Annotated in this window: 19 protein-coding genes; 14 read left to right on the top strand and 5 right to left on the bottom strand. The window is 41.0% G+C overall.

Annotated elements, in window-relative coordinates:
* Window positions 1–41 precede the first annotated feature (41 nt).
* Window positions 42–1238 carry an anhydro-N-acetylmuramic acid kinase gene (locus B0O44_RS04905; RefSeq protein WP_110829127.1) on the top strand — a complete coding sequence of 399 codons (1197 nt, stop codon included), beginning with the start codon at window positions 42–44 and terminating at the stop codon, window positions 1236–1238.
* Here the strand turns inward: B0O44_RS04905 and B0O44_RS04900 are convergent.
* A complete protein-coding gene (locus tag B0O44_RS04900; protein ID WP_110827703.1) occupies window positions 1235–3010 on the bottom strand; it encodes an aminopeptidase P family protein in 1776 nt (591 codons plus the stop codon). The two genes, B0O44_RS04905 and B0O44_RS04900, sit on opposite strands and share 4 nt — an antisense overlap.
* Before the next feature lie 172 nt (window positions 3011–3182).
* On the opposite strand from B0O44_RS04900, the gene B0O44_RS04895 reads away from it, so the two are divergent.
* On the top strand, window positions 3183–4001 hold the full coding sequence (locus tag B0O44_RS04895; RefSeq protein ID WP_110827701.1) for a universal stress protein: 819 nt from the start codon (window positions 3183–3185) through the stop codon (window positions 3999–4001).
* Between the two features lie 50 nt (window positions 4002–4051).
* Here the strand turns inward: B0O44_RS04895 and B0O44_RS04890 are convergent, their stop codons facing one another.
* Both B0O44_RS04890 and B0O44_RS04885 read right to left on the bottom strand, forming a co-directional pair.
* The gene (locus B0O44_RS04890; protein ID WP_110827699.1) at window positions 4052–5209 is read right to left on the bottom strand and encodes a hypothetical protein; all 1158 of its coding nucleotides are present in this window, start codon (window positions 5207–5209) and stop codon (window positions 4052–4054) included.
* Between the two features lie 32 nt (window positions 5210–5241).
* Entirely contained in the window at window positions 5242–6135 is an 894-nt protein-coding gene (locus tag B0O44_RS04885) for a TssN family type VI secretion system protein (RefSeq protein ID WP_110827697.1), read from the bottom strand.
* A 160-nt stretch (window positions 6136–6295) separates the two neighbouring features.
* Between B0O44_RS04885 and B0O44_RS04880 the strand changes: the two genes are divergently transcribed.
* The gene (locus B0O44_RS04880) at window positions 6296–7231 is read left to right on the top strand and encodes a type VI secretion system baseplate subunit TssG (protein ID WP_110827695.1); all 936 of its coding nucleotides are present in this window, start codon (window positions 6296–6298) and stop codon (window positions 7229–7231) included.
* Here B0O44_RS04880 and B0O44_RS04875 read toward each other — a convergent pair.
* Both B0O44_RS04875 and B0O44_RS04870 read right to left on the bottom strand, forming a co-directional pair.
* A complete protein-coding gene (locus B0O44_RS04875; RefSeq protein ID WP_110827693.1) occupies window positions 7222–9078 on the bottom strand; it encodes a type VI secretion system baseplate subunit TssF in 1857 nt (618 codons plus the stop codon). The two genes, B0O44_RS04880 and B0O44_RS04875, sit on opposite strands and share 10 nt — an antisense overlap.
* Window positions 9079–9427: 349 nt before the next feature.
* Entirely contained in the window at window positions 9428–9862 is a 435-nt protein-coding gene (locus B0O44_RS04870) for a GPW/gp25 family protein (protein WP_110827691.1), read from the bottom strand.
* A 137-nt stretch (window positions 9863–9999) separates the two neighbouring features.
* Between B0O44_RS04870 and B0O44_RS04865 the strand changes: the two genes are divergently transcribed.
* The 11 genes from B0O44_RS04865 to tssD (B0O44_RS04815) all read left to right on the top strand — a co-directional run bounded on the left by B0O44_RS04865 (window position 10000) and on the right by tssD (B0O44_RS04815) (window position 21119).
* Window positions 10000–10521 (top strand): type VI secretion system TssO, encoded by a 522-nt coding sequence (locus tag B0O44_RS04865; RefSeq protein WP_110827689.1) that lies wholly within the window; start codon window positions 10000–10002, stop codon window positions 10519–10521.
* 3 nt (window positions 10522–10524) lie between these two features.
* A complete protein-coding gene (locus B0O44_RS04860) occupies window positions 10525–11016 on the top strand; it encodes a type VI secretion system transmembrane protein TssO (protein WP_170123279.1) in 492 nt (163 codons plus the stop codon).
* 28 nt (window positions 11017–11044) lie between these two features.
* On the top strand, window positions 11045–11992 hold the full coding sequence (locus B0O44_RS04855; protein WP_110827687.1) for a PKD domain-containing protein: 948 nt from the start codon (window positions 11045–11047) through the stop codon (window positions 11990–11992).
* Between the two features lie 10 nt (window positions 11993–12002).
* A complete protein-coding gene (gene tssR, locus B0O44_RS04850; protein ID WP_110827685.1) occupies window positions 12003–14360 on the top strand; it encodes a type VI secretion system protein TssR domain-containing protein in 2358 nt (785 codons plus the stop codon).
* A 9-nt stretch (window positions 14361–14369) separates the two neighbouring features.
* Window positions 14370–16886 carry an ATP-dependent Clp protease ATP-binding subunit gene (locus B0O44_RS04845; protein WP_110827683.1) on the top strand — a complete coding sequence of 839 codons (2517 nt, stop codon included), beginning with the start codon at window positions 14370–14372 and terminating at the stop codon, window positions 16884–16886.
* A gap of 68 nt (window positions 16887–16954) precedes the next feature.
* On the top strand, window positions 16955–17401 hold the full coding sequence (locus tag B0O44_RS04840) for a hypothetical protein (protein WP_110827681.1): 447 nt from the start codon (window positions 16955–16957) through the stop codon (window positions 17399–17401).
* A gap of 36 nt (window positions 17402–17437) precedes the next feature.
* Complete coding sequence (locus B0O44_RS04835) at window positions 17438–18826, top strand: DUF5458 family protein (RefSeq protein ID WP_110827678.1); 1389 nt, start codon at window positions 17438–17440, stop codon at window positions 18824–18826.
* Between the two features lie 135 nt (window positions 18827–18961).
* Window positions 18962–19531 (top strand): NAD(P)H-dependent oxidoreductase, encoded by a 570-nt coding sequence (locus B0O44_RS04830; RefSeq protein WP_110827675.1) that lies wholly within the window; start codon window positions 18962–18964, stop codon window positions 19529–19531.
* Window positions 19532–19647: 116 nt separating this feature from the next.
* Complete coding sequence (gene tssD, locus B0O44_RS04825; protein WP_110827673.1) at window positions 19648–20058, top strand: type VI secretion system tube protein TssD; 411 nt, start codon at window positions 19648–19650, stop codon at window positions 20056–20058.
* A 41-nt stretch (window positions 20059–20099) separates the two neighbouring features.
* Window positions 20100–20495 carry a type VI secretion system tube protein TssD gene (gene tssD / locus B0O44_RS04820; protein ID WP_110827671.1) on the top strand — a complete coding sequence of 132 codons (396 nt, stop codon included), beginning with the start codon at window positions 20100–20102 and terminating at the stop codon, window positions 20493–20495.
* A 228-nt stretch (window positions 20496–20723) separates the two neighbouring features.
* A complete protein-coding gene (gene tssD / locus B0O44_RS04815) occupies window positions 20724–21119 on the top strand; it encodes a type VI secretion system tube protein TssD (protein WP_110827669.1) in 396 nt (131 codons plus the stop codon).
* Window positions 21120–21211 lie beyond the last annotated feature (92 nt).

Below are 21211 nucleotides of genomic sequence, written 5' to 3'. Positions count from 1 at the left end.
AGAGATTAATTATCTTGGCCGGAAGATTAAACCGGATTGAGATGAACGAATACATTAAGAAGCTTGCTGTACTCTCTGAAGCAGGATCAAGGGTCATTATTGGATTGATGTCCGGGACCTCGCTCGATGGACTTGATGTGGCTTTGTGCCGCTTTCAGGGTTCAGGGAAAAATACAAAAACACAATTGTTGCACTTCAGGACCATTAGTTATTCTTCTGCTTTTAAACAGGAGTTAAAATCCATTTCCTTTAAAGCAAGTGTTGATCTTGAAAAAGTGACCTTGTTAAATGCTTATGTCGGGAATTATCATGCAGAACTGATTTTGCAGTGCTTAAAAGAATGGGCCTACCCGGTCGAGCAGGTAGACCTTATTGCCAGCCATGGGCAAACGATTTTTCATGCTCCTTTTTCCAAGCACCATCTAAAGCCTTATTCCAATGCCACCCTTCAAATCGGAGATGGGGACCATATGGCCGTAAAAACCGGAATCATTACCATCAGTGACTTTCGCCAGAAACATATTGCAGCCGGTGGAGAGGGAGCGCCTCTGGCCGTTTATGGAGATTACCTGGTGTTTTCAGATCAGCAGGAAAACCGCATCCTGCTCAATATAGGAGGAATTGCCAATTTTACTTTTTTGCCGGCAGGAAAAGGGCCGGAACAGGTCTTTTCAACAGATGTTGGACCTGGGAATACCATGATGGACCAGTTTGTACAATTGCATTATCCGGGGCTTGCCTATGATGAAAATGCAGCCCTTGCATCTGCAGGGCATGTGAATCAATGGCTCCTGGAAGTCTTATTGAAGGAACCCTTTTTTGACCTGCCTTTTCCCAAAACAACAGGCCCTGAATTGTTTAATATGGAGTATCTGGACCGGGCGATAAGTTATTCCGGTCAAAAGAGTATTTCCAATGAAGATGTTCTGGCCACACTTTGTGAATTTACGGCAGAAGGAATTTCACAGGCGATTAAACGGACACTTGCCCGGGACCAGGAATTTGTGATTTACATGAGCGGAGGGGGGATGCACAACCCCTTGCTGGTTCAAAAAATCGGGCAAAAATTAAATGTTCCGCTCAGGGATACCAAAGAACTTGATATTGATCCTGATGCAAAAGAAGCGGTTCTTTTTGCGCTACTGGCCAATGAATGTGTAACAGGGGGACGGCTCGATTTTGGAAACCGTCCCGGTCTGCCAAGTGTCTTGATGGGAAAAATCAGTCTTCCTGCTTAAATTGCAGCCGTTTCCTGTTTTAACCAATTGCGTTCCTGCTCTGTAAGCTGGGGGCTGAGTTTATTGTACACCATTTGATTATAGCTGTTCAGCCACTGGATCTGGCTTTGCTCCAATAGGTCTTTTTTTACGATTTTTGTGTTGATCGGGGCAATGGTCAAAGATTCAAAGGCATAAAATTCTGCAAATTCATTGCTGACACCTGAGATCGTTGCGACCAGATTTTCAATACGGATACCATGTTTCCCCGGACGGTAAATACCTGGTTCTATAGAGGTGATCATACCTGGCTCAATGGCAACAGGGTTATTTGTCGGATTGAATACCTGAGGGCCTTCATGAACGTTTAAAAAATAACCAACACCATGGCCTGTTCCATGTCCATAGTTAATTCCTTGTTCCCAAATTGGTTTTCTGGCAATGGCATCAATCTGATATCCGCAGGTACCTTTAGGGAAAACCGACTTACAGCCATCGATCATACCTTTTAACACCAGGGTATAATCTGTTTGCTCCTGTGCAGTGGTATTGCCCATAGGAATTGTTCTGGTGACATCTGTTGTGCCATAGAAATACTGGCCTCCGGAATCAACCAGGTAGAGGCTTTCTGCTTTTAACTCAGCATCACTTTCTTCATTTGCAGCATAATGTGGTAAAGCACCATGTGCCCGGTAAGCACTAATGGTGGTAAAACTGTCTCCAACAAAACCTTCCTGTTCTTCTCTGAAAGCACGTAACCTGGCCGCGGCCGAAAGTTCAGTAATTTTGGTTTTTCCAATATTTTCCGAAAGCCATTTAAAGAAACGGGTTAGGGCCAGGCCATCTTTGATCATGGCGGCCCGGGTATTTTCAAGTTCTGTCTGGTTTTTAACCGCCTTCAGCAAAGTCGAAGGATTGGTTTCTTTGATGATTTTTACATCCGCAGGCAAAATTTTGGTATAGGCATAACAATTGCGTTTTGGATCAATCAGCAGGGCAGAGCCTCCTGGTAAATTTTTAAGTGCTTGCTCTATCTGGTCATAAGGCTGGATCTGAACCCCGCTTTGTTTCAGTTTTTCTTTTTCATCCGTACTGAGCTTGGCTTCATCAATAAATAAATCGGCCTGCGTTGCACTAATCAGCGCAAAGCTTAATACCACAGGATTAAAACTCACATCCTTACCGCGGACATTGAACAACCAGGCCAAGTCATCCAATGAAGAGATCAGGTGTGCATCGGCCAGATGTTTTTTTATTCCGGACCGGACTTCATCAAGTTTGGAAGCTACTGACTGCCCAATGTGCTGGTCTTCAATTAAAAAAGCAGGTTCGGCAGGCAGTTCCGGTCTGTTTTCCCAGATCGGGTCAATGTAATCTTTGTGTACTAGATTAATTTCTCTGGCACCCAGGCTTTGTTTTAAAAGATCACCTAAAAGAACCGACAATAATTTTTCATCTGTAGCGACTGTTGCCCCCTTTTTTAAGGTTTCCGCCAGCCATTGTATATATTCGGGCGCATGCTGTACTTTTTGTTTCACGAGCTCAAAGCCGCTTCCTGCAAGCTGTTCAGTGGCCTGTTCAAAGTAACGGCCGTCAGTCCATAAACCTGCAAAGTCTGGGGTGATCACCAGGGTTCCGGCAGAACCCCTGAATCCAGAAACAAAAGGAATACATTTATAGCGTTTAGGAAGATATTCACTCATATGCGGATCAGCAGAAGGAATGATATAAGCCTGTACATTGTCGGCTTGCATTTGCTTACGGATCTCGCTCAGTTTTTCTTGATAAGTCATGTCCAGATGTTTTTAATAATTGGGTCGGGAGTTGTTCTGTTCCCTGTGAGCAAACTTAGACAAATTTGCTTTTATTCTGTGAACACGAAAATTTCTTTATTTATTTTCCTGACATTTTCATGAGGGTAAAACCTTTGGCCGTTTGCTAAATTTACCATTTAACAGATCAGATATGAAGAAAATTATAGCCGCTACCGATTTTTCACCGGTTGCTGAAAATGCAGTCGCTTATGCAGCTTCCATTGCTAAACAAACCGGATCAGAACTCATTTTATACAACGCCTTTGTCGTACCTGTACACGCGGCGAATGCGATGCTTCCTGCCGATGGCATTCAGGAGCTGCTCGAGCAGCGCAAAAACCGTTTGGAGGCAAAGGCATTACTGCTGGCTGCAGTTTATGACATTAAAGTAAGGCATGAAGCGAATTTTTCTTTTATAGAAGATGAACTGCTGCTGCTTATCCGTAAGTATAAAGCCGATTTGCTGGTATTGGGCATGCCAGCTAAAACCTTAGAACAGGATCTTTGGGGAAATACCACAACGGCGGCCATTAAGAAATTAAAATTTCCTGTACTTGCCGTGCCGGCAGGGGCAAGGCCCGATCATATTAAAAAAGTATTATTTGCCTGTGATGTCCTGGGCGGGTTATCCGATAAAGTATTGTTGAGCATCAGAGATCTGGCCGCACTGTTTAATGCAGAAGTAGAAATCTTTAATGTAGATCAGAAAGTGGAAGATCTGCAATCCGAAGCAAGCGCGGCGGTGTTCAATGCTTTGGATGAAGGACTTGATGGCATTAGCTATTATTATAAAAATGTGAAGTCCAATACGGTGATCAAGGCAATTGAATCTGAAATTAAAGCATTTGAAGCAGATATTTTGATTATGGTGCCTAAAAAATATGGCTTCTGGTCTTCTATTGTTCATAAAAGCAAAACCAGGACCATGGCCTCAGGTTTGGACATTCCTTTGCTTTCCATTCCTGTATAATGGCAATATTTTGCAACAGAAGTCTTTCTTCTGTTGCAAAATATTGTTGCTTAATCCAATAATGTCCAGGTTCTTTTGGCCTGTACCTGCTGGACCACCTGCTGTTCGGCAACAACAATGTTTTCCTTACGTTGGCCAATATATTCAAGCATGCTTAACTTGTTCCATAAAGCAACCATGACTTTCAGGAATTCTTCAATCATAGACATGCTTCCATAGATGTTCTGATGGTCATAAACCAGCTCAATGTTTTTTGCAAGCAATTCTTCAAAATTTCCTGGTGTGACGTCTCTCCATTCATAGAAATATTTGAGCATTTCTTCCCTTTCCTTAGGTTCAATTAGTTTGATCCCCGTAAAAAAAACATGGGCAAGGTTCGAACAATAACCAGCGATGTATACCGGTGATTGCTGATAACCCAGGTTGCGGTAACTGAAAAATACCTGAGCGATATAATCCAGTAATTTTACAGACAGCAGGCGAATGTTTTTTCCTAACGGAGTTACGCCTTCTTTTGCAGATGTCTTATCAACAATTTTAAAGGCAGAGAGCTGAAGTTCATTGAGCAGGCTGCTAAACAGTTCATAATATCTGATGAGCCCCGGGTGGCTGATTACGGTGCTGCTTGGGGGAATATAATTTGTATTGATGGAAACTCTGCCGTTTTCCAGGACCAACTGGCCAATGGTCAGGTGATAACTGTCTGCCGCCTTTGGAGGCATTTGTGAGGCAGGTAGTATGGTAATGTCATAACTTTTTGAAACGTCAGGATATCTTGGCGGGGTATCTTCCGGGTCGGGCAAACCCTCCGGAACCCTTTCAAATGGATTTACCAGGAGCAGCACATTGTAGGTAGTCGTTTTTGAATAATCAGAATTTTCCGCATTAAAATGATGGATATGACTTAATTGTTTTTCGTAATTGGGATTGTTTTGAATATCAATCCGGCAGCCCTCGGCCGTAATTGCATTACAGTGCTTTACCCTGATTTCAATATGATTGGTTGCCCTTTCTATAATCTCTATATCATGAGAAACCGCTTGTCCGGCAAAAGGCGGAAGAAGGCCATAATTAAAATTATTTAATTGTATGGAGCTGGCATCACGTACAAAATCCTGATTGAACTGATCTGTTGCAATAAAATGATTGCTGGACAGCTTCATGCCATCTACCCAGTTAACGGGTTTATATTTTAGCGGTGAAATCATAACTTTTATCTAAGTACTGTATAGGTAACATATTATATAAATACGGCTTCATCTCCAATCTTTTCCGGAAGGTTTGCATTTTCAGAAACCCTTTTCGCATAAATGGTTACTTTTTCTGTAATTCCATTGTTAATAATGTCCAGGTCCGGATCGATAAAGCGGTTCTTTTTGAAAAAAGAGGTTTTTATAAAAAAGATCCACTTGTAAGATTCTTCATCCTCGCTTGTATATTTTACCGGACTCTTTGGGAATTTTAAGTTGTAATCTTCAATGAATTTATAAAACCAATTGCCAAAAATCATATTTTCAGGGGCCTTTGCTTTAACTTTTAATGGTTCAGGGTCATTGGTGCTTTTGTACAGTTCAAGCTCCAGGACCAGCATGCGGTCAAAATCTAGGTGGTCCATGTCGATCCGGATCGGGGCCGGGGGATATTGCCAGATTTTATATATTTCTGTTGGAATACTGATTAGCGCCACATAGGCCCACCAGAACATTAAAGGCAGAATAAAAGTAAATATACTGGTGGCTGCCCAGATGCCAAAATGGATGTCACTTAGCCAGTTGAAGGCCAGCTGAAACAAATAAAAACTTAAAATACAGCCAATCAGGATAGAAAAAAATATCAGACCTTTTCTTTCCAGCAGTTCGGTTGGATAATATTTTGTCAGCAGGTATACCGCAAAACAACCCAGTGCCAGGAAATAGATCTGGCATATAATATAACCCCAGGGCATGAAGTCAAAACTTAAAAAGCCCAGCAAGCCCGGGAGCGCCAGGGCAATACTTAAAATTAGAATACTGACAATTAGCCTTTTGTTGCTTAGAAATTGGTTTTTCTTGTTAACAATAGAAAGTAATGCCGTAGAAACAATAAAAATTAAAGGAAAAAGTAAATATCGGAGAAAGAATGATTGAACGTCCATTAAATTATACTTGATGTTATAACTTAATGTCCTAACAAATATAATACCTTAATGTTCTGAAACTGATCTTTATGCGTTAACACACAGGTAAAAAGGAGAAAAAACCGCTTTGTAAAAAATGGTATAATTATTAGGCATACTGTTTTGTTTAAAATCAAATATGGAGCAAGGCTTACAATTAAAGAATAATCTGGATACCGATTTTAAGGTTATTGTTAAGGTCGCAGAACTGATTGAAGATGGTGTGTTTGATAGTGATCAGGTGATCATTGTCCCGGCCGGCCCTAAGCATAGTGCCTATTCAAAGGATATAGGTGGCCATTCCTTTTTTTATTCGGAAAGCAAACGAAAGGAATGCATCCATATAGAGGTGAATCAGGAAGGGTTTTATGATATGCTGCCCGAAGGGGTCTTTCATGAGCCACCCACAGGAAGTTCCAGATTGTCCGAACAGGAAATGATCAATGATGTGCAGCAGAGAAGGGAAGAAGAAAAGGATGCAAGGAAATTCTTTATACCCTTTGAAGCGGAATTGAATTATCTGAAAACCTTGTTGGAGTTATATGAAAACAGACTGGACAAGAAAACCAGCTATGATGATCTGACAAGAATTTTTGCTTCTGAATGGAAAGAGTTTGAATCCCTTGGAAAAGAACAAAGCGTTATCTGGATGCATTTTTTGCCCATGATCCATCAGAAGCGGAATGATATTGAGTTTTTAGGACGTTTACTTACACTTTTATTTAAAGTGCCGGTAAAGATAGAAAGCTATACGGGTTTGCGGCAGGTAAAGATTCAGGAAACACTTCAGTTTAAGCTGGGAAGTGGTGCTTTGGGTATTAACTCCATTATAGGGCGTAATTTTGACAATGAACAAGAGGAAATCCACATTCATATTGGTCCGGCCAAAACAGAAAGGCTCGTTGATTTTATGCCCGGCACAGCAGACTCAGGTATCCTGGATTTAGTGGTGTCTTATATTTTGCCCATAGAAACCGATGTTAAAATTAAGTTGATTACAGAAAATGAACATCGTATCGGTGCGCTGGGAACCGATAGTAGTCATTCTTTTTTAGGCTATACGGTTTACCTCTGATCCAGCATTACTCTGTAGTGCACGTTCATGGTGCTGCGGTTCTTTAATTTGGACCGGGTGAGTTCCAGTACTGCCTTCCATTCTTCGGAATTTAGTTCACTGGACCTGGAAGGGCTCAGCAGGATGTCTGTTGTTTTAATAAAGCCTTCTTTTGGATTGGAAGCAGCCTCTAATCCCTTTTTAATATTGACGGCTGTAATTTTATTTCCCAGTTCATAAAAACAAAAATTGATAATATCTGATTGGGTAACCAGGCGGTCTCCGGTAGTCAGGCCATATTTATAAGCCTGGACCCTGTTACTTGCGTTGAGTCTTGACCGTCCGCCCTGAGAATTGCTAAGCAGAAATAAACTTTCATTGGCCATTTTACTGCTTTCAAAAGACTGCAGCAGGGTTCCGGACCTGATCTGGTTTCCAAGCTCTGCATTGGTGGTCCAGAATTCCAGAAACATAATATCGGCCTTGTCCAGTGGTTTGACAATAATATAATTGAGCAGTTCTTTGATGTTGCTGAGCTGGCCTTTAGTTTTTTGTTCAATAACCGAAATGTTTTGTTCCAGGTCTCTTAATGCATTGGTTAAAAAATCAGAGCCGTGCGCAGAAAATGCTGCTTTTTCATCTCTTAACAATTCAAAAAGATAGTCAACAACTTCCTTTGCATTTCTATTGTCGAAGCGTTCAGATCCTCCGTAACGTATAGAAAAAGAGCCCGTACTACCATCATCCTGGCTGTGTGGTATTTCTGTATAACGATGCGACATATTATCCGAAAGGGTATGAACACTTAAAAACTGATCCTGATCTTCCAGCTTCACCGGAATGATGTTGCTCATCATTTTTAAACGGTGTTTGACATCGTGTAATTTTTTATTTACAACCGGAAATGCATTGATAGACAGGTGTAATTCATCCAGCATGGCCCCGGTAATGGCGGCAGGAAACTGAACTTTGATCCACAGGGCTTCTTTTTTTAAATTAGCCAGATTGTCTGCAGAAAAGGCAGTTTGAAATTCTTCAGGATACAATTGAAGAAAAGGTTGTAAAGGATCTTCCTGTCCCAGGTCCATGCTCAGAAAACGATTGGAATAAAAAGCATGGATGTCTTCTGTCAGGCGGCTTAAAACATCCTGTTTTTGAAATGGGGACATGTGTTCTTTTTCAGTATCCAGATAGAATGCATTGGAGGTAATATTGATCGAAATATCTTTAATGAACCATTTGGATAGTGCGAGCAGGTCATAAATGCCCTGATCAACAACATAATTCTTCCAGTCAAAATAGAAATTAAAGTTTTGTGCTTTTTTTAATGATGAAGGGATCTCTATGCCAATGAACATCGTATTGTTTGCCAGTCTTTGCCCTGCGCTTGTTGTAAAAGCTAAGGATTTGTTGTGCTGGGCATCGATCTGGAACATGTTGTTGCCACTTGCCAGCCAGGAGATTGCTGCGTTAAAAACTTTTATGGGTTTGAGGGGGCTAAAAAAAATATCTGTCGTATTTTCTACAGTATTTTCTTTTTTGTCCTTCAATTTCTTTTTATAAAAAAATTGTGTTTTAGGGCTAATGGTCTCTATGGGTTCAATGGGGCGGGCATGCATAATTGCGTGTGCCGGAATTGCAGAAGTAAGGGTGTCTGAGGCCAGAATGCGGGAAATTTTGTCCAGAATCCTATTTTCTAGCGTTTTGACATCATTAGAAACATTAAACAGCTCTGTACTCAATGCTTCGATGAGCAGTTTAACCAGCGGATCAAAATCATTGGTGTTTTTTACTCCCCAATAATCGCGTGCGTTTTTTAAAATCCGGTTTCTGATTTCGTCTTTGGAAGAGTAAAAAATGTTTTTCATAGTTGTTTATTTAATTTCAATGGTCATGAAGCGTGCACCAGCTTTGTTGTTGTGTTTCAGTTAGCTGGTGCAGGTTTCATGGTTGTCGTCTATTTAATTTCAATGGTCATGAAGCGTGCACCAGCTTTGTTGTTGTGGTTTCAGTTAGCTGTTGCAGGTTTCATAGTTGCTATTTATTTAATTTCAATGGTCATCGGGTGTATGCAGGTACAGTCTTTAAGAAAAGGCGTTGGTCAGGTTCTTTTTAAGTGTTAAATTTTTTAATAATGAAGAATGTGGTTTTAAAAATGGCATTCTTGTGACTGTCTATAATTTTGTGCAATTTTCCTTAAAACAGAACAATTTTTATTTAGCTGGATAAAGGGCTTAAGAACAGGTTGGTATTGAAAAAATATTTTTCCCCTGTAACATTTATCTTACCTCGAACGGAAATGTCCACTTGTTTTTTTACTTCTGTGATTTTCCTGACAGAGAATATTTTTTCTACCTCGGTCATCCGAATCTCCACCTCCACCTGATACAAACGGGGTTCATATGAAGTAATAGATCGAAGAAGGGATTGTCTGAATTTCTCTTCCCAGGTGGTTTCACTTACGATTAATTCAAAGTCAAGGTCCCAGATTTCGCAGCCAAAATTTCCGTTATGCCGGTGTTCACCAAACCTGGTAAAAATAATCAGTTCTATATTTTGGGAAATGGATTTTCCGAGGTCCGTTTCCAGCAGATCCTGATTTTCAAAAATTCTTTTTAGCCGTAAAGGTTTGTTGTACAGTGAATCGGACATGGGCCGCTGATTTAAATGGAACAATAATTGGAAAAGGATAAACAATATTTTGACCAAACTGGAACAAATAAAACATAAACAGATAATTAATGAAATAGTTACAGACAGACAATTAACCATCTACCCTACATCTCCCTATGAAACCAATAAACGCTAAGGAACTCTCCCGTTCCTACTGGCTCTTTGTACTTAATTTTATGATGCTTACTGCTGCGGCCATTTTTAGCATCTATCTATTTTTTGCAGCTTCGAAACATGAGTATCGTTTGCTGGAAAAAGAGGTTAAACAAACAGACCAACTCTTGTCCAAAAGAAGAGAAATCAATGATAAATTTGACGTCATCCTTTTAAGGTTCAGTCAGCTTTCTAAATACACTTCTTTCAATTCGGAAGAAATGAACAACCAGGCCATTTTGCTGGAAGATATACAAAACGCAAATTTTAAGATCAAAGATCTTGTGAAAAAAGAAAGTTCCGAGACCGGAAGTTTTTTGCTGTATAAAAAAATGACAGATGATGTTGCTAAAATGGCGGGCATTCAGGATTCGCTATTTAATACCCGTTTCCAGATTGAAAATGTAAGGACCCAGTTGCAATCCTGTTTGAAGACAAATCAGACAGCTGTGGGGAAATTAAAAGCAGGACGATTTACAAAATAAGTTATGATTAAGCTGAGTATCAAAGAAAGAAGAGAGCAGTTCCTGTTTTTTATCGGGATATTTCTGTTCACCACGGCATTGTTAAGTTATGGGCTTTTTAACGACTATGGAGATTACAGGTTAATTTCCAAACAAGACCTTGCCGAAAAACTTTCTCAGAATGCAGATTTTGAGGAAACCGTAAAAGACCAGCGCGCAACAATAGATTCCACCTATAAGCAGATTATGAAATTTGATCCGGGTGTCCAGGCTGTATTTCTGGAAAATGACATCAAAAACTCCTTAAGTTCTATAAAATCGGCTTACGAAAGAAAAGCTGCAGACCAGCGTTACAAAATATTTTTGCAGGCTTCTCAGCTATACAGTGGCCTTTTTTACAATAGGAGAGAACTTAAAGGAAATAGAAATGACCTGGACAGGTTTAACAAGTCGCTGGAGGATTGTAAACTCTCTACCCGTCAGTTAAGACAAACCATGGGTGCACAAAGCAGATAACCGAATTATTTAAATCAATCTAAAAAATATGGCCGATACCACTACTAATGGAAAATCAGTAAGCAGTAATTCACAGGGGTATATCTTTCTGTATATTTTTATTGCAATTTTAATCCTGGCCGGAGTTATTTTTCTTTTCAAAAGCTCTCTTTTTGACAAGAGGAATATTGACGCCAGGATCCTGAAAGACGAACTGTCTTTAAATGAAGACCTTGTTTTTACCGACAACACCCGTAATGCAAAAAAATGGCTTTGGGAATTTGGAAACGGGGCAAAATCAAATGCACAAAATGGTTCTTACCGCTATCAGAAATCGGGGTCTTATATTGTTCGGCTAACCGTTGACGGAGAGCTCCGCCAGCAGTTTCCGGTGAATGTAAGGGATACGATTGCTGCGGCCCAGGATACCCTGGTGAGTATCAGTGGCCCGACTTCCGGGGTTGTGGATGAAGAAGTCCGTTTAGAGGCGGATGGAAAGGCCGGCCTTTTTGAATGGTCCTTTGGAGAAACCAATCGTGTCGATGTGAAAGGCCGTACAGCCTTGTATACCTACCATCTTCCGGGAAAATACCTGGTTAAGCTGACCACAGACAGAAGCAGGAGACCAATTTTTCATACCATTTTTATTACCGATCCGAACGCAGAATTGGAAACAGAACTTGTGGTGCCTGGAGAGGGGGAACGTAAAGTCATTGATGACATCCGGGCCCGGCTCCAGTCTATCGCTAACGGCGCAGATTTCAATACCAATTATTATTATCTGGTTAGAAAATACATGTGTAATAATGAGAAAGTTACCGTGAATGTAGACCAGGACAGCATCAAAAAATCAACAGATTTTTATTCTTACTGTATGGGACTGACTTTTGGCGGTGAAATCGTTATTGACGAAGCACAGCTGACCATCAGTCCAAGTTCTACCTGTGCAACTCTTGTGAATATCAAACAACATTCTGCCAAGATTGTAAAAAAATAATCCCCCCCCTATGAAAAGAATTATATATATACTATTTATGATTTTGCCATCAGCTTATGCAATGGCACAATCACCTGCCGCATTTGGAAAGAAGGTAAAGTACATGCCTAAGGCTTATGAAAAACCTTCTGCCTCGACCACGATTAATGATGAAGGCGGAACGTCTTCTCTTCCCTGGATTGTTTTTTCGGACAGGGACGACAATTATACCACGACCAGCCCGGGCGGAAGTCTGATCATGAAAAAACTTAATTTTATGGAGCCTTTTTATGTATCTCAGCAAGAGAACGGCTATTTAAAATTAATTAAGTATAAAGCCGGAATGATCCGGGGAAGAAAGATCAATGATAAAAAAAGCGCCATTAGTTATGGCTGGATTTCAAAATCCAAATTATTGCTGTGGCAGCGTTCTTATTCAAATCCCAAATCCGGTTATTCAGAAAAGGCAATTGCGATAATTAATGGAAAACTGCCATTAACAGCTTCCAGGGTTTACTTCGATGCAACGGATTCGATGTATGTTTATGATTCGCCCGAGCTTAAAAAAAGAACAGCCAAAATCAGACTGCATGAAATTGCTTATGTATTTAAAAAATCTGAGGACGGTAAAAAATACCTGATTGGTAATGAAGACCAGTTGGTTGCCGACAGTGCCCGAAAAAGTATTTATGGCTGGGTCGCTGCCGATGCCGTGCACAACTGGGGCGACCGTCTGTATCTCTCCCCACAGAAAATGGATTCCTATGAACAAAGCGATTCCCTGTCCATGTTGCTGAACAATGCACATGTGGACCCACTACTGGGTAATGACAATGACCTTATTTTGCGTAGTGCCCCTGTGGTGGCTGCTGACGGCCCCGGAAATTATACCCTGGGTGTGGCCACAGATGTTTACAATAAGTCGGGGAACAATGTAATTACCATTAACGGCTCGGTGCTGAACTACCTGAGTTACCTGGACCTGAGAAAAAATATTCATAAAGTGAATGTCGTTTTTGTTGTAGACGGAGGAAGTCCAATGACCAAGTATTTTTCGGGACTTAGAAATACCATCCAGTCTTTTGAAAATGTATTTAATGAATTTGGCCGCAAACAAAAACTGAGTTATGGAGGTGTTGTATACAGATCTGCTTCAAGTTGCACCATGCCGGGTATTTTTAATACGCCTTTATCATCCGATTACAGAAAACTGATGAATTTCCTAACTGATGAAACCAAAAAGACCGAAAGATGTAACGGAAGAATAGAAATGCAACCTGTGTATGATGGCATCAGATCGGCATTAAGCCTGCTGAAAAACCATCCGAATGAAACCAATCTGGTGATCCTGATTGGAAGTACAGGTAATGAGTCTTCTTCGCTGCAACAGATGGGTGACCTTTCTGTAGATTTTGCCAGGGCAGATGCCAGGTTACTGGCCATCCAGTTGTATAGTGATTATGATCCCTCCTTCAATAATTTTGTATTGCAGTCCAAAAGATTGGTTTCTGAATCGGCTGTATATGCTGCAGACAGAAAAAAACGGTTCCTGGTTAAAGGCGAAGGGTTAAACAATACCCAGGCCTACAATACCAGTCAGCTGGATTCGGTTTCTTATTACCTGGATTATCCGAAAAACAGTTTGATACAAGGTGGCGTTGTTTTTCCTGCAAAAGGTAGGGTAAATTCCAATGAACTGATCACAGTCGCTGTGAGACGCTTCTTAAGAGAAACAGACCGGGACATCAATACACAGATCAACTCTCTGGACAGTGCATTCCGCCTGACAGGTATTGAAAGAAAAAAACTTTCTCCGTACCTGGAAACCTATCTTCCTCAACCTGTATCGGAAGAGGTTGCCGATAAGATGCCGCACAATGCCTTTAAATATTACCTGACCTCTACAGCCCCGGTGGATGTGGTGTCTAAAAATAAAACTTTATTGCAATACAGTTTAATGCTCAGTACAATGGAGTATAAACAGGTCAGCGATATCCTTTCCTTGATGATTGGCCAAAATTTGCAACCCGATCAAAGCTCTTTCCGCAGCAAACTGCAAAAAAACTACCTCAATATACCAGGTAAATTGCTTGGTCTTAAATTTTCAAAAAGTGAAATCAGGGACATGCCTTTGTCGAAATATATCCAGACTGTAATTGGTTTACCGCTACATACAGAGCTGCTGGATAAATACAAAGTCGCCGACTTGAAAAGACAAAGCAATATGTCGCAGGCAGACTTTGAGTCCTATCTGAAGTTTTTAATGAGCTCCAGCGAAAACATCAAAAGACAAACACAGCTTGGTCAGCAGTTCATTTCTAATGGTAAAAACTATTATTACATCACAGAAGCTAATTTTCTGCAAATTCCTAAAAGTGAAAACCCTTAATTAAAGTGTATGAGTCTTAGCAACATCAGTGAGTCCGTCAAACTGGCCATCAAAGTGGCCCAGTCCCTGGCCAGGGAATACCATCATGCTCTGTTTAGTCCTGCCCATTTGCTCAAAGGCCTAATGCATAAAGAGGTTGGCCTGCGGTCTTTTTTAGCTTCTATCGGTAAGGATGAAGAATACATCAGTGAATGGGCTGAGGTTAGGATTGATGAACAGGAAAGGGTCGCGGTTGTTCCTGAAGAAATTATTGGAAACGCTGCTGTTCCGAAGGTTTTTGAAGAAGCAGACCTGGTGAGAATTAAACTGGGATTGGATCTGATTACCCCGGTTTGTGTGCTGACCGCATTGTGTAAGCCTACCGTTGGTTTTCAACCCGACCAGTTGAAATCTTTTCCCATCAAAGAAAAAGAACTGCTGGACCTGTATATTAAAGAAGAGCAGGTGCAACAAGTGCTTTCTTCCGGTGGGAAACCAAGTTCTGAGGCGCAGCAGCCTGGAACAACCTCCCTGCATAAATATTGTATTGACCGGATTGCCCTGGCCCGGGATGGTAAAACAGATCCTATTATTGGCCGGGACCGGGAAGCGAGAATGATCATGGAAATCCTGTGCCGACGGACCAAACCTAATGTGATCATTACCGGCGATGCCGGAGTTGGAAAAACCGCGCTGGTAGATGGCTTTGCCCAGGACATTATTGAGGGAAATGTACCCGAGCTGTTAAAGGGCGTACAGCTTTTCGAACTGGACCTGGGCTCCCTGATTGCGGGGGCTTCTTATAAAGGAGAAATTGAGGACCGGTTGAAAAACATTCTTAAAGAGATCAAACAATTTGATAAGGCTGTATTGTTCATTGATGAAATCCATACACTTTTGGACAATAAAGGCCCTATAGGTGGTGGGGTTGGCAATTTGTTGAAACCAGAACTGGCCAGGGGTGAAATTACAGTGATCGGGGCCACAACCCTGGATGAATATCGTAAAATTATAGAGCCGGAACAGGCTTTCAGCAGAAGGTTTGAAGTACTGCAGGTGAATGAACCTAATGAAGCCGCAGCCATTAAGATGCTGGAAAAACTACGGGAAAAATATGAACAACATCATCAGCTGACCATCCAAAAAGAAGCGATCCCGGAATGTGTGCGGCTTGCAAAGCGCTACATGAAGGACCGCAGGCTGCCTGATTCCGCTTTCGACTTATTGGACCGGACCATGGCCGCTATGAAAATGATGAATGATACTTCTGATAAGGTGTTGCAGGAGCTCAGCGGTAAATTGGAGGAACTTGGCCTGTTGGCCCAGCAGGAAGAAGAAAAACTTGCAGACTACAGGTGGCTGTACAACCAAATGCAGGATAAGGTCAGTCCGGTATTGCTTGGGCAGCTGACCGATGAGACCCAGGTGGAGGCTTTTGAAACACCAGAAGAATACGAAAGTTATTTGCGGCAAAACCTTAGTGCACTTAAAGTATTGTCGGAAACCAAAACGGACCTGGTTGATAAACAGGATATTGCTTCTGTCGTGTCCTATAAAACGGGTATTCCCCTGGGTAAAATACAGGCCCAGGAGAAGGAAAAACTGCTCAATATGGAGCAGTTCCTTAAAAGAAGGGTCGTTGGTCAGGACCAGGCCTTGAAAGCCGTTTCAGATGCCATCCTGGAATCCAGGAGCGGCCTGAATAAAAAAGGACAGCCTATTGGTTCTTTCTTTTTACTGGGACCAACAGGAACCGGAAAAACAGAGCTGGCCAAGTCCATTGCAGAATTTTTATTCAATGATGAAAAAGCGATGATCCGTTTCGACATGTCTGAATTTAAAGAAGAGCATTCTGCTGCGCTATTGTATGGTGCGCCTCCGGGTTATGTGGGCTATGAGGAAGGGGGCTTGCTGGTGAATAAAATCAGGCAACAACCCTATTCGGTACTTCTTTTTGACGAAATTGAAAAGGCGCACCCTTCTGTTTTTGACACCTTTTTACAAATTCTGGATGAAGGTCACATGCATGACAGGTTGGGCAAGGAAGGCGATTTTTCAAATTCCCTGATCTTATTTACCTCCAATATTGGAAGTGAGTGGATCGCAGAACAGGTCAATAGTGGAACAATTCCGGGTTCTCAGCAGCTTATGGAAATTATGGCCCGTCATTTCCGGCCGGAATTCCTGGCCCGCTTGTCTGAAATCGTTCCCTTTGCACCCATCAGTGAGCAGAATGTGGTTCGTATTTTTGAGATACAGCTCAAAGGCTTAATTGAGGCCCTGGAAAAACAAGGCATAACTTTTGAGATTGAATCTGAAGCAGTGAAGATGCTGGCCCTGAGTGGTTTTACACCAAAGTATGGTGCCAGACAACTTTCCGGGGTAATCCGTAATGAATTGCGGCGCCCGATTTCCAAATACATTATATCCGGGGCTTTGAAAAAAGGCAGCGGGATCCGGATCAGAAAGCACGAAAATGAAGAGCGCCTGGAATGGGAAATTGTAGAGCCTAAAATGGCTAAAGCGCTGGAAAACAAAATACAATAAATACTGTTTCTTAAATATTTTTGAATATTTTTAATTAAATAAAACGTAAAACCCTAAATATCAACACTATGTTTAACTATGAAATAGGTGGTAACGAGAGAAAAACTGATACTTCGGAAGCATTCGCAGACATCGCCCACAATAAGACCCTGTTTATACAAAAACTAACAGATAACGAGGCCATCAAACCCGAAAAGGTAGAAGGATTAAAAACAGTTCAGGAGGTTTTTAATCATTATAAACCAAAGGTGAATGTTTCTTTTGAAAAGCAAGATGGATCGGCAGCGAATGAGACCCTTCAATTCCACAACCTTGGCGATTTTTCTGTAAAAGAAATTATCAATCAGAGTACTTATCTGAACAATGTGAACATTGAAAAGGAGATGTCACTGAATGTCATCAAGCAGTTGAAATCCAATAAGACACTGAAAGCAACACTCGATGACGAAGAAACCAAAAATGCATTTATCAGTGCCCTGAAAAATTTTGTGGCTGAATTAGAAGAAAACAAATAATCCAGCTGATCCTCAAAACGATAAAAAAATATTAGAATGGCAACTCCAGAAGAACAAAAAATAGCACAGGCCTCCTCAGAAACCGCATTTAAGCCGGCAGAAAAACAACATAGTGAAAAACTTTCCCTTCAGGAAAGCCTGGATAAACTGGCAAGAGTAGGTGGTTTTGACCTGCTGGAAGCCACCGTAGATGGCCTTCAAAACTTAAATCCGGAAAGAAAAGCGAGAAAACAGATTTTTCTTACCGGTGACGAAAAGAAAAAAGAAAGGGAAGAACTTAAAAAGAAAATTCAGCTTTGGATAGATGTCCTGGAAGGCTCTGGTTCAGTTGCAGCGATGGTCGATAAAAGTACCTCTAAACTCCATGCAGCGGACGAAAATTTAAACAAAAATATTGGGCTTGCGTTGGAAGCGACAAGGGAATTGGAGCAGGCTTACCGTTCTGTGAATCTGTTTTATCAGAATACAGAATCAGATAAATTGAAAAACATTGTCATATTGAATGCTTCTATGGACCAGATCAAAGACCTGGACAATCCAAGATTTATTGATTACGTAGGCGCAGAGCTGAAACAAAAATATGACAGGCTGGACCTGAGGGAAAATTATTCCCTGATGGTTATTCCCGGTTATATGGGTTCGAATAAAGTTGTCGAAAAATGGGGCAAAATTGCCTATGAGAACAAAGCCATGCTGGTGACTGATTTCGCCGACCTGGATCAGCCGGATGATGTGATAGACCTTTTCACCGCAGCAAACCTGACCGGTGGAGACGCTTTCAGGTCCAATGTGATTATGACCTGCAATTGGCTGGTCGGAAGGGGCAAGGTTTCAGAAGTGGGAGAAGAAGACGACCTGAGTGTTCCGGGCTCTGCAGCCTTAGCTGGAAAAATGTATTATACCCTCATGTCACAAGTTACGGCCGGTAAAAAACATGGTGCCATTAATGATGTGGACGGCGTGAAATTTGACCTGAAAAAAAGTGAAATTTCACACCTGGAACGGATTGGTCTGGTGCCAATGGTCAATGAATACGGGAAAGTAATGGCCTTTTCTGCTAAAACCCTGTTTAACGGTGATAATATTGGTTTACAAACCTATTCGGTGGTGCGGGTTTTTGACTACGTAACCAAAGTATTGTTTGATTTTCTAAACCGAAGGGCCTTTGAAAACTGGAATTCCAGGACAGAGCAAGACCTTCGCGGACAGATTGTTAAGTTCCTTGATGGTATTCAGGGGCCCGATCGCCTGATTGAACGCTTTAAGATTATGCGTTTTGAAAGGGATGAGACTCAAAAGGATAAAATACATCTGGACATACACATTACACCTTATTTTCCGGCTAAAAGTTTTGTCGTGAAACTCGACGGTCAGAAAGGGGAAGATGAAGAAACCACCTGGAATACAGAATACGCACAGCAGTAGCAGTTTTTGTCTTCCAATTGACTATCCGGACAGGTTTGATCCCTGTCCGGATATTTTTTTAACAGGGCTACAATTTCCTGGCTTAACAATTTCTTTATATTTTAGGGCCTTAATCTTTACGTAGGCCCACATATAATGAAACAAGTATTGATTTTAAATGGTGATCCCGAAAAAACTGCGGCTACAAGTCATTTGGTACATGCCTATCGTAACGGAGTTGAAGCTGCGGGGGGGCATGTAAAAGAAATCTACATCATTGATTTGATTTTTAATTCCAATAAGCAGTTTAATAACCGGGGAACCGAACTTGAACCAGATCTGAAAAGGGCCCTGGACCTGATTGCCTGGTCCAATCATGTGGTCTTGTTTTGTCCGGTATACCTCTCTTCTATACCCACCCGAATCAAGGGTTTTTTTGACAGGATCTTTATGCCCGATCAGGTTTTTCTTTCTAAAAACCAAAACATTAGCAATAATTTCAGCGGAAAATCAGCCCGGATTATTTCCATACTGGATAAAGAAACTTTTGAGTACTGGAAAACAGACAAAAAGGTGACATATCTGTCCATAAAAAGAAACGTATTTGAAAACTGCCGCTTCTCACCGGTCCATACCAGCACTATAGGGCAGCTCTATTCGCTCGAAAATGACTACAGTAAAAAGTGGTTGAGAAAGTTGGAAAGCTTTGGCTCAAAAATAATGTAGCTTCAAAAGCCATACAGAGGTTTTTTGTATTTGTCTGATTACAAGAGAATAATGGCAAACTTTTTGTTTTTGCTTTTGTAATTAACCATTATTAAATAACCCCAAATCAAAAAGTTATGGCTTTCAAAGCAAATCTTAGATGTTTGAACAAGGAGCATGATGTGCTCAATTGTTCTTATTCCCTCAACCGTGATGTGGATGCAAAAGGAAGACCCTCTTCCGGAGTATATGGCGGAACAATCGATATCGAAATCGAATCGACCGATGATACTTCAATTGTTGAAGCAATGGTAAACAACCAGTACAAACCTTTATCAGGAAGTTTGCTGATCAAAAAATCAGAAGAAGACGCCAAAATGAAGGAATTGACTTTTGAAGATGCGTACATTGTTAAGTATTCCGAAGGAATCAATGTTGTTGGCAATTATCCAATGACCCTCAAGTTCCAGCTTACTGCACGCAAGCTCTCTATTGGCAATGCAACGCAGGTCAACAAATGGCCTGAAACTGCTAATTCTGCCAGCTAGTTCAAAATTAAAAGGAAGTTTAACATTTAAAAATCACGATTATGTCATTCAATGCCGAATTAAAATTTGGAGCAAAAAAGTATGATGTGCTGCAATGCAGCTTTTCATTAAACAGGGACGTGGACGCTAAAGGACGTCCGTCATCAGGTGTTTATGGGGGAACCATACATCTGGAAGTCGAATCAACAGAAGATACTTCTATTATTGAGTCGATGGTTAACAATCAGTATAAACCATTTGCCGGAACAATCACCTTCAAAAAAGGTGAGGAGGATGCTAAAATGAAGGAATTGCACTTCGAGGACGCTTACATTATTCAGTACAATGAGGGTATTGCCGTGAACGACAATACACCAATGACATTGAGTTTTGTCCTGTCTGCCCGAAAGCTAAAAATGGGCAATGCAGAGCAGGTGAATACCTGGCCGGTGGCTTAACTCAAAATCTTATACATCAATGCCGGTGACAATTGCATCACCGGCATTTTTTCTCTTTTTTTAATGCCCGGGTCTAAGGAGTTACAATGTGCTGTACTTCAGTTGAGAAGTGAAATCTGATCAATAGTTGTGCTTATTGTTTGTGCTCATTTTGTTCAGGGTATCAGGGAATTATCGCTAATTTAGTTCTGATCAGTTACAACAATTATAATTTATAAACACACTATTATGTCATTTAGAACTATTTTAAAATTTGGACCAAAAGATTATGATGTATTACAATGCAATTTTTCACTAAGCAGGGATGTTGATGCAAAAGGAAGGCCTTCTTCCGGAGTATACGGCGGAACCATTCATGTGGAGATTGAGTCAACCGAGGATACCTCGGTGATCGAATCTATGGTGAACAATCAATATAAGCCACTAAGGGGCAGTATTATTTTCAAAAAGGGAGAAGAAGATGCCAAAATGAAAGAGCTGTCTTTTGAAGATGCTTATATTATCCAGTATAATGAAGGGATTTCGGTGAATGACAAAACCCCAATGACATTGAGTTTTGTTATTTCTGCCCGGATATTAAAAATGGGAGTTGCAGAACACATTAACAATTGGCCAAAAGGTTAAATCTATTGTTTATTCATCTACCTATGAATTACAAAACGATTTATGATAAATCCGGCTTGATCAGGATCATCACTGGGCCTACAGGACCATGA

It is taken from the genome of Pedobacter nutrimenti (genome assembly GCF_003208655.1).
GTDB classification, from domain to species: Bacteria; Bacteroidota; Bacteroidia; order Sphingobacteriales; family Sphingobacteriaceae; genus Pedobacter; species Pedobacter nutrimenti.
The sequence above is the reverse complement of the archived record's forward strand: the minus strand, read 5'-3'. Positions and strand labels throughout refer to the sequence as shown.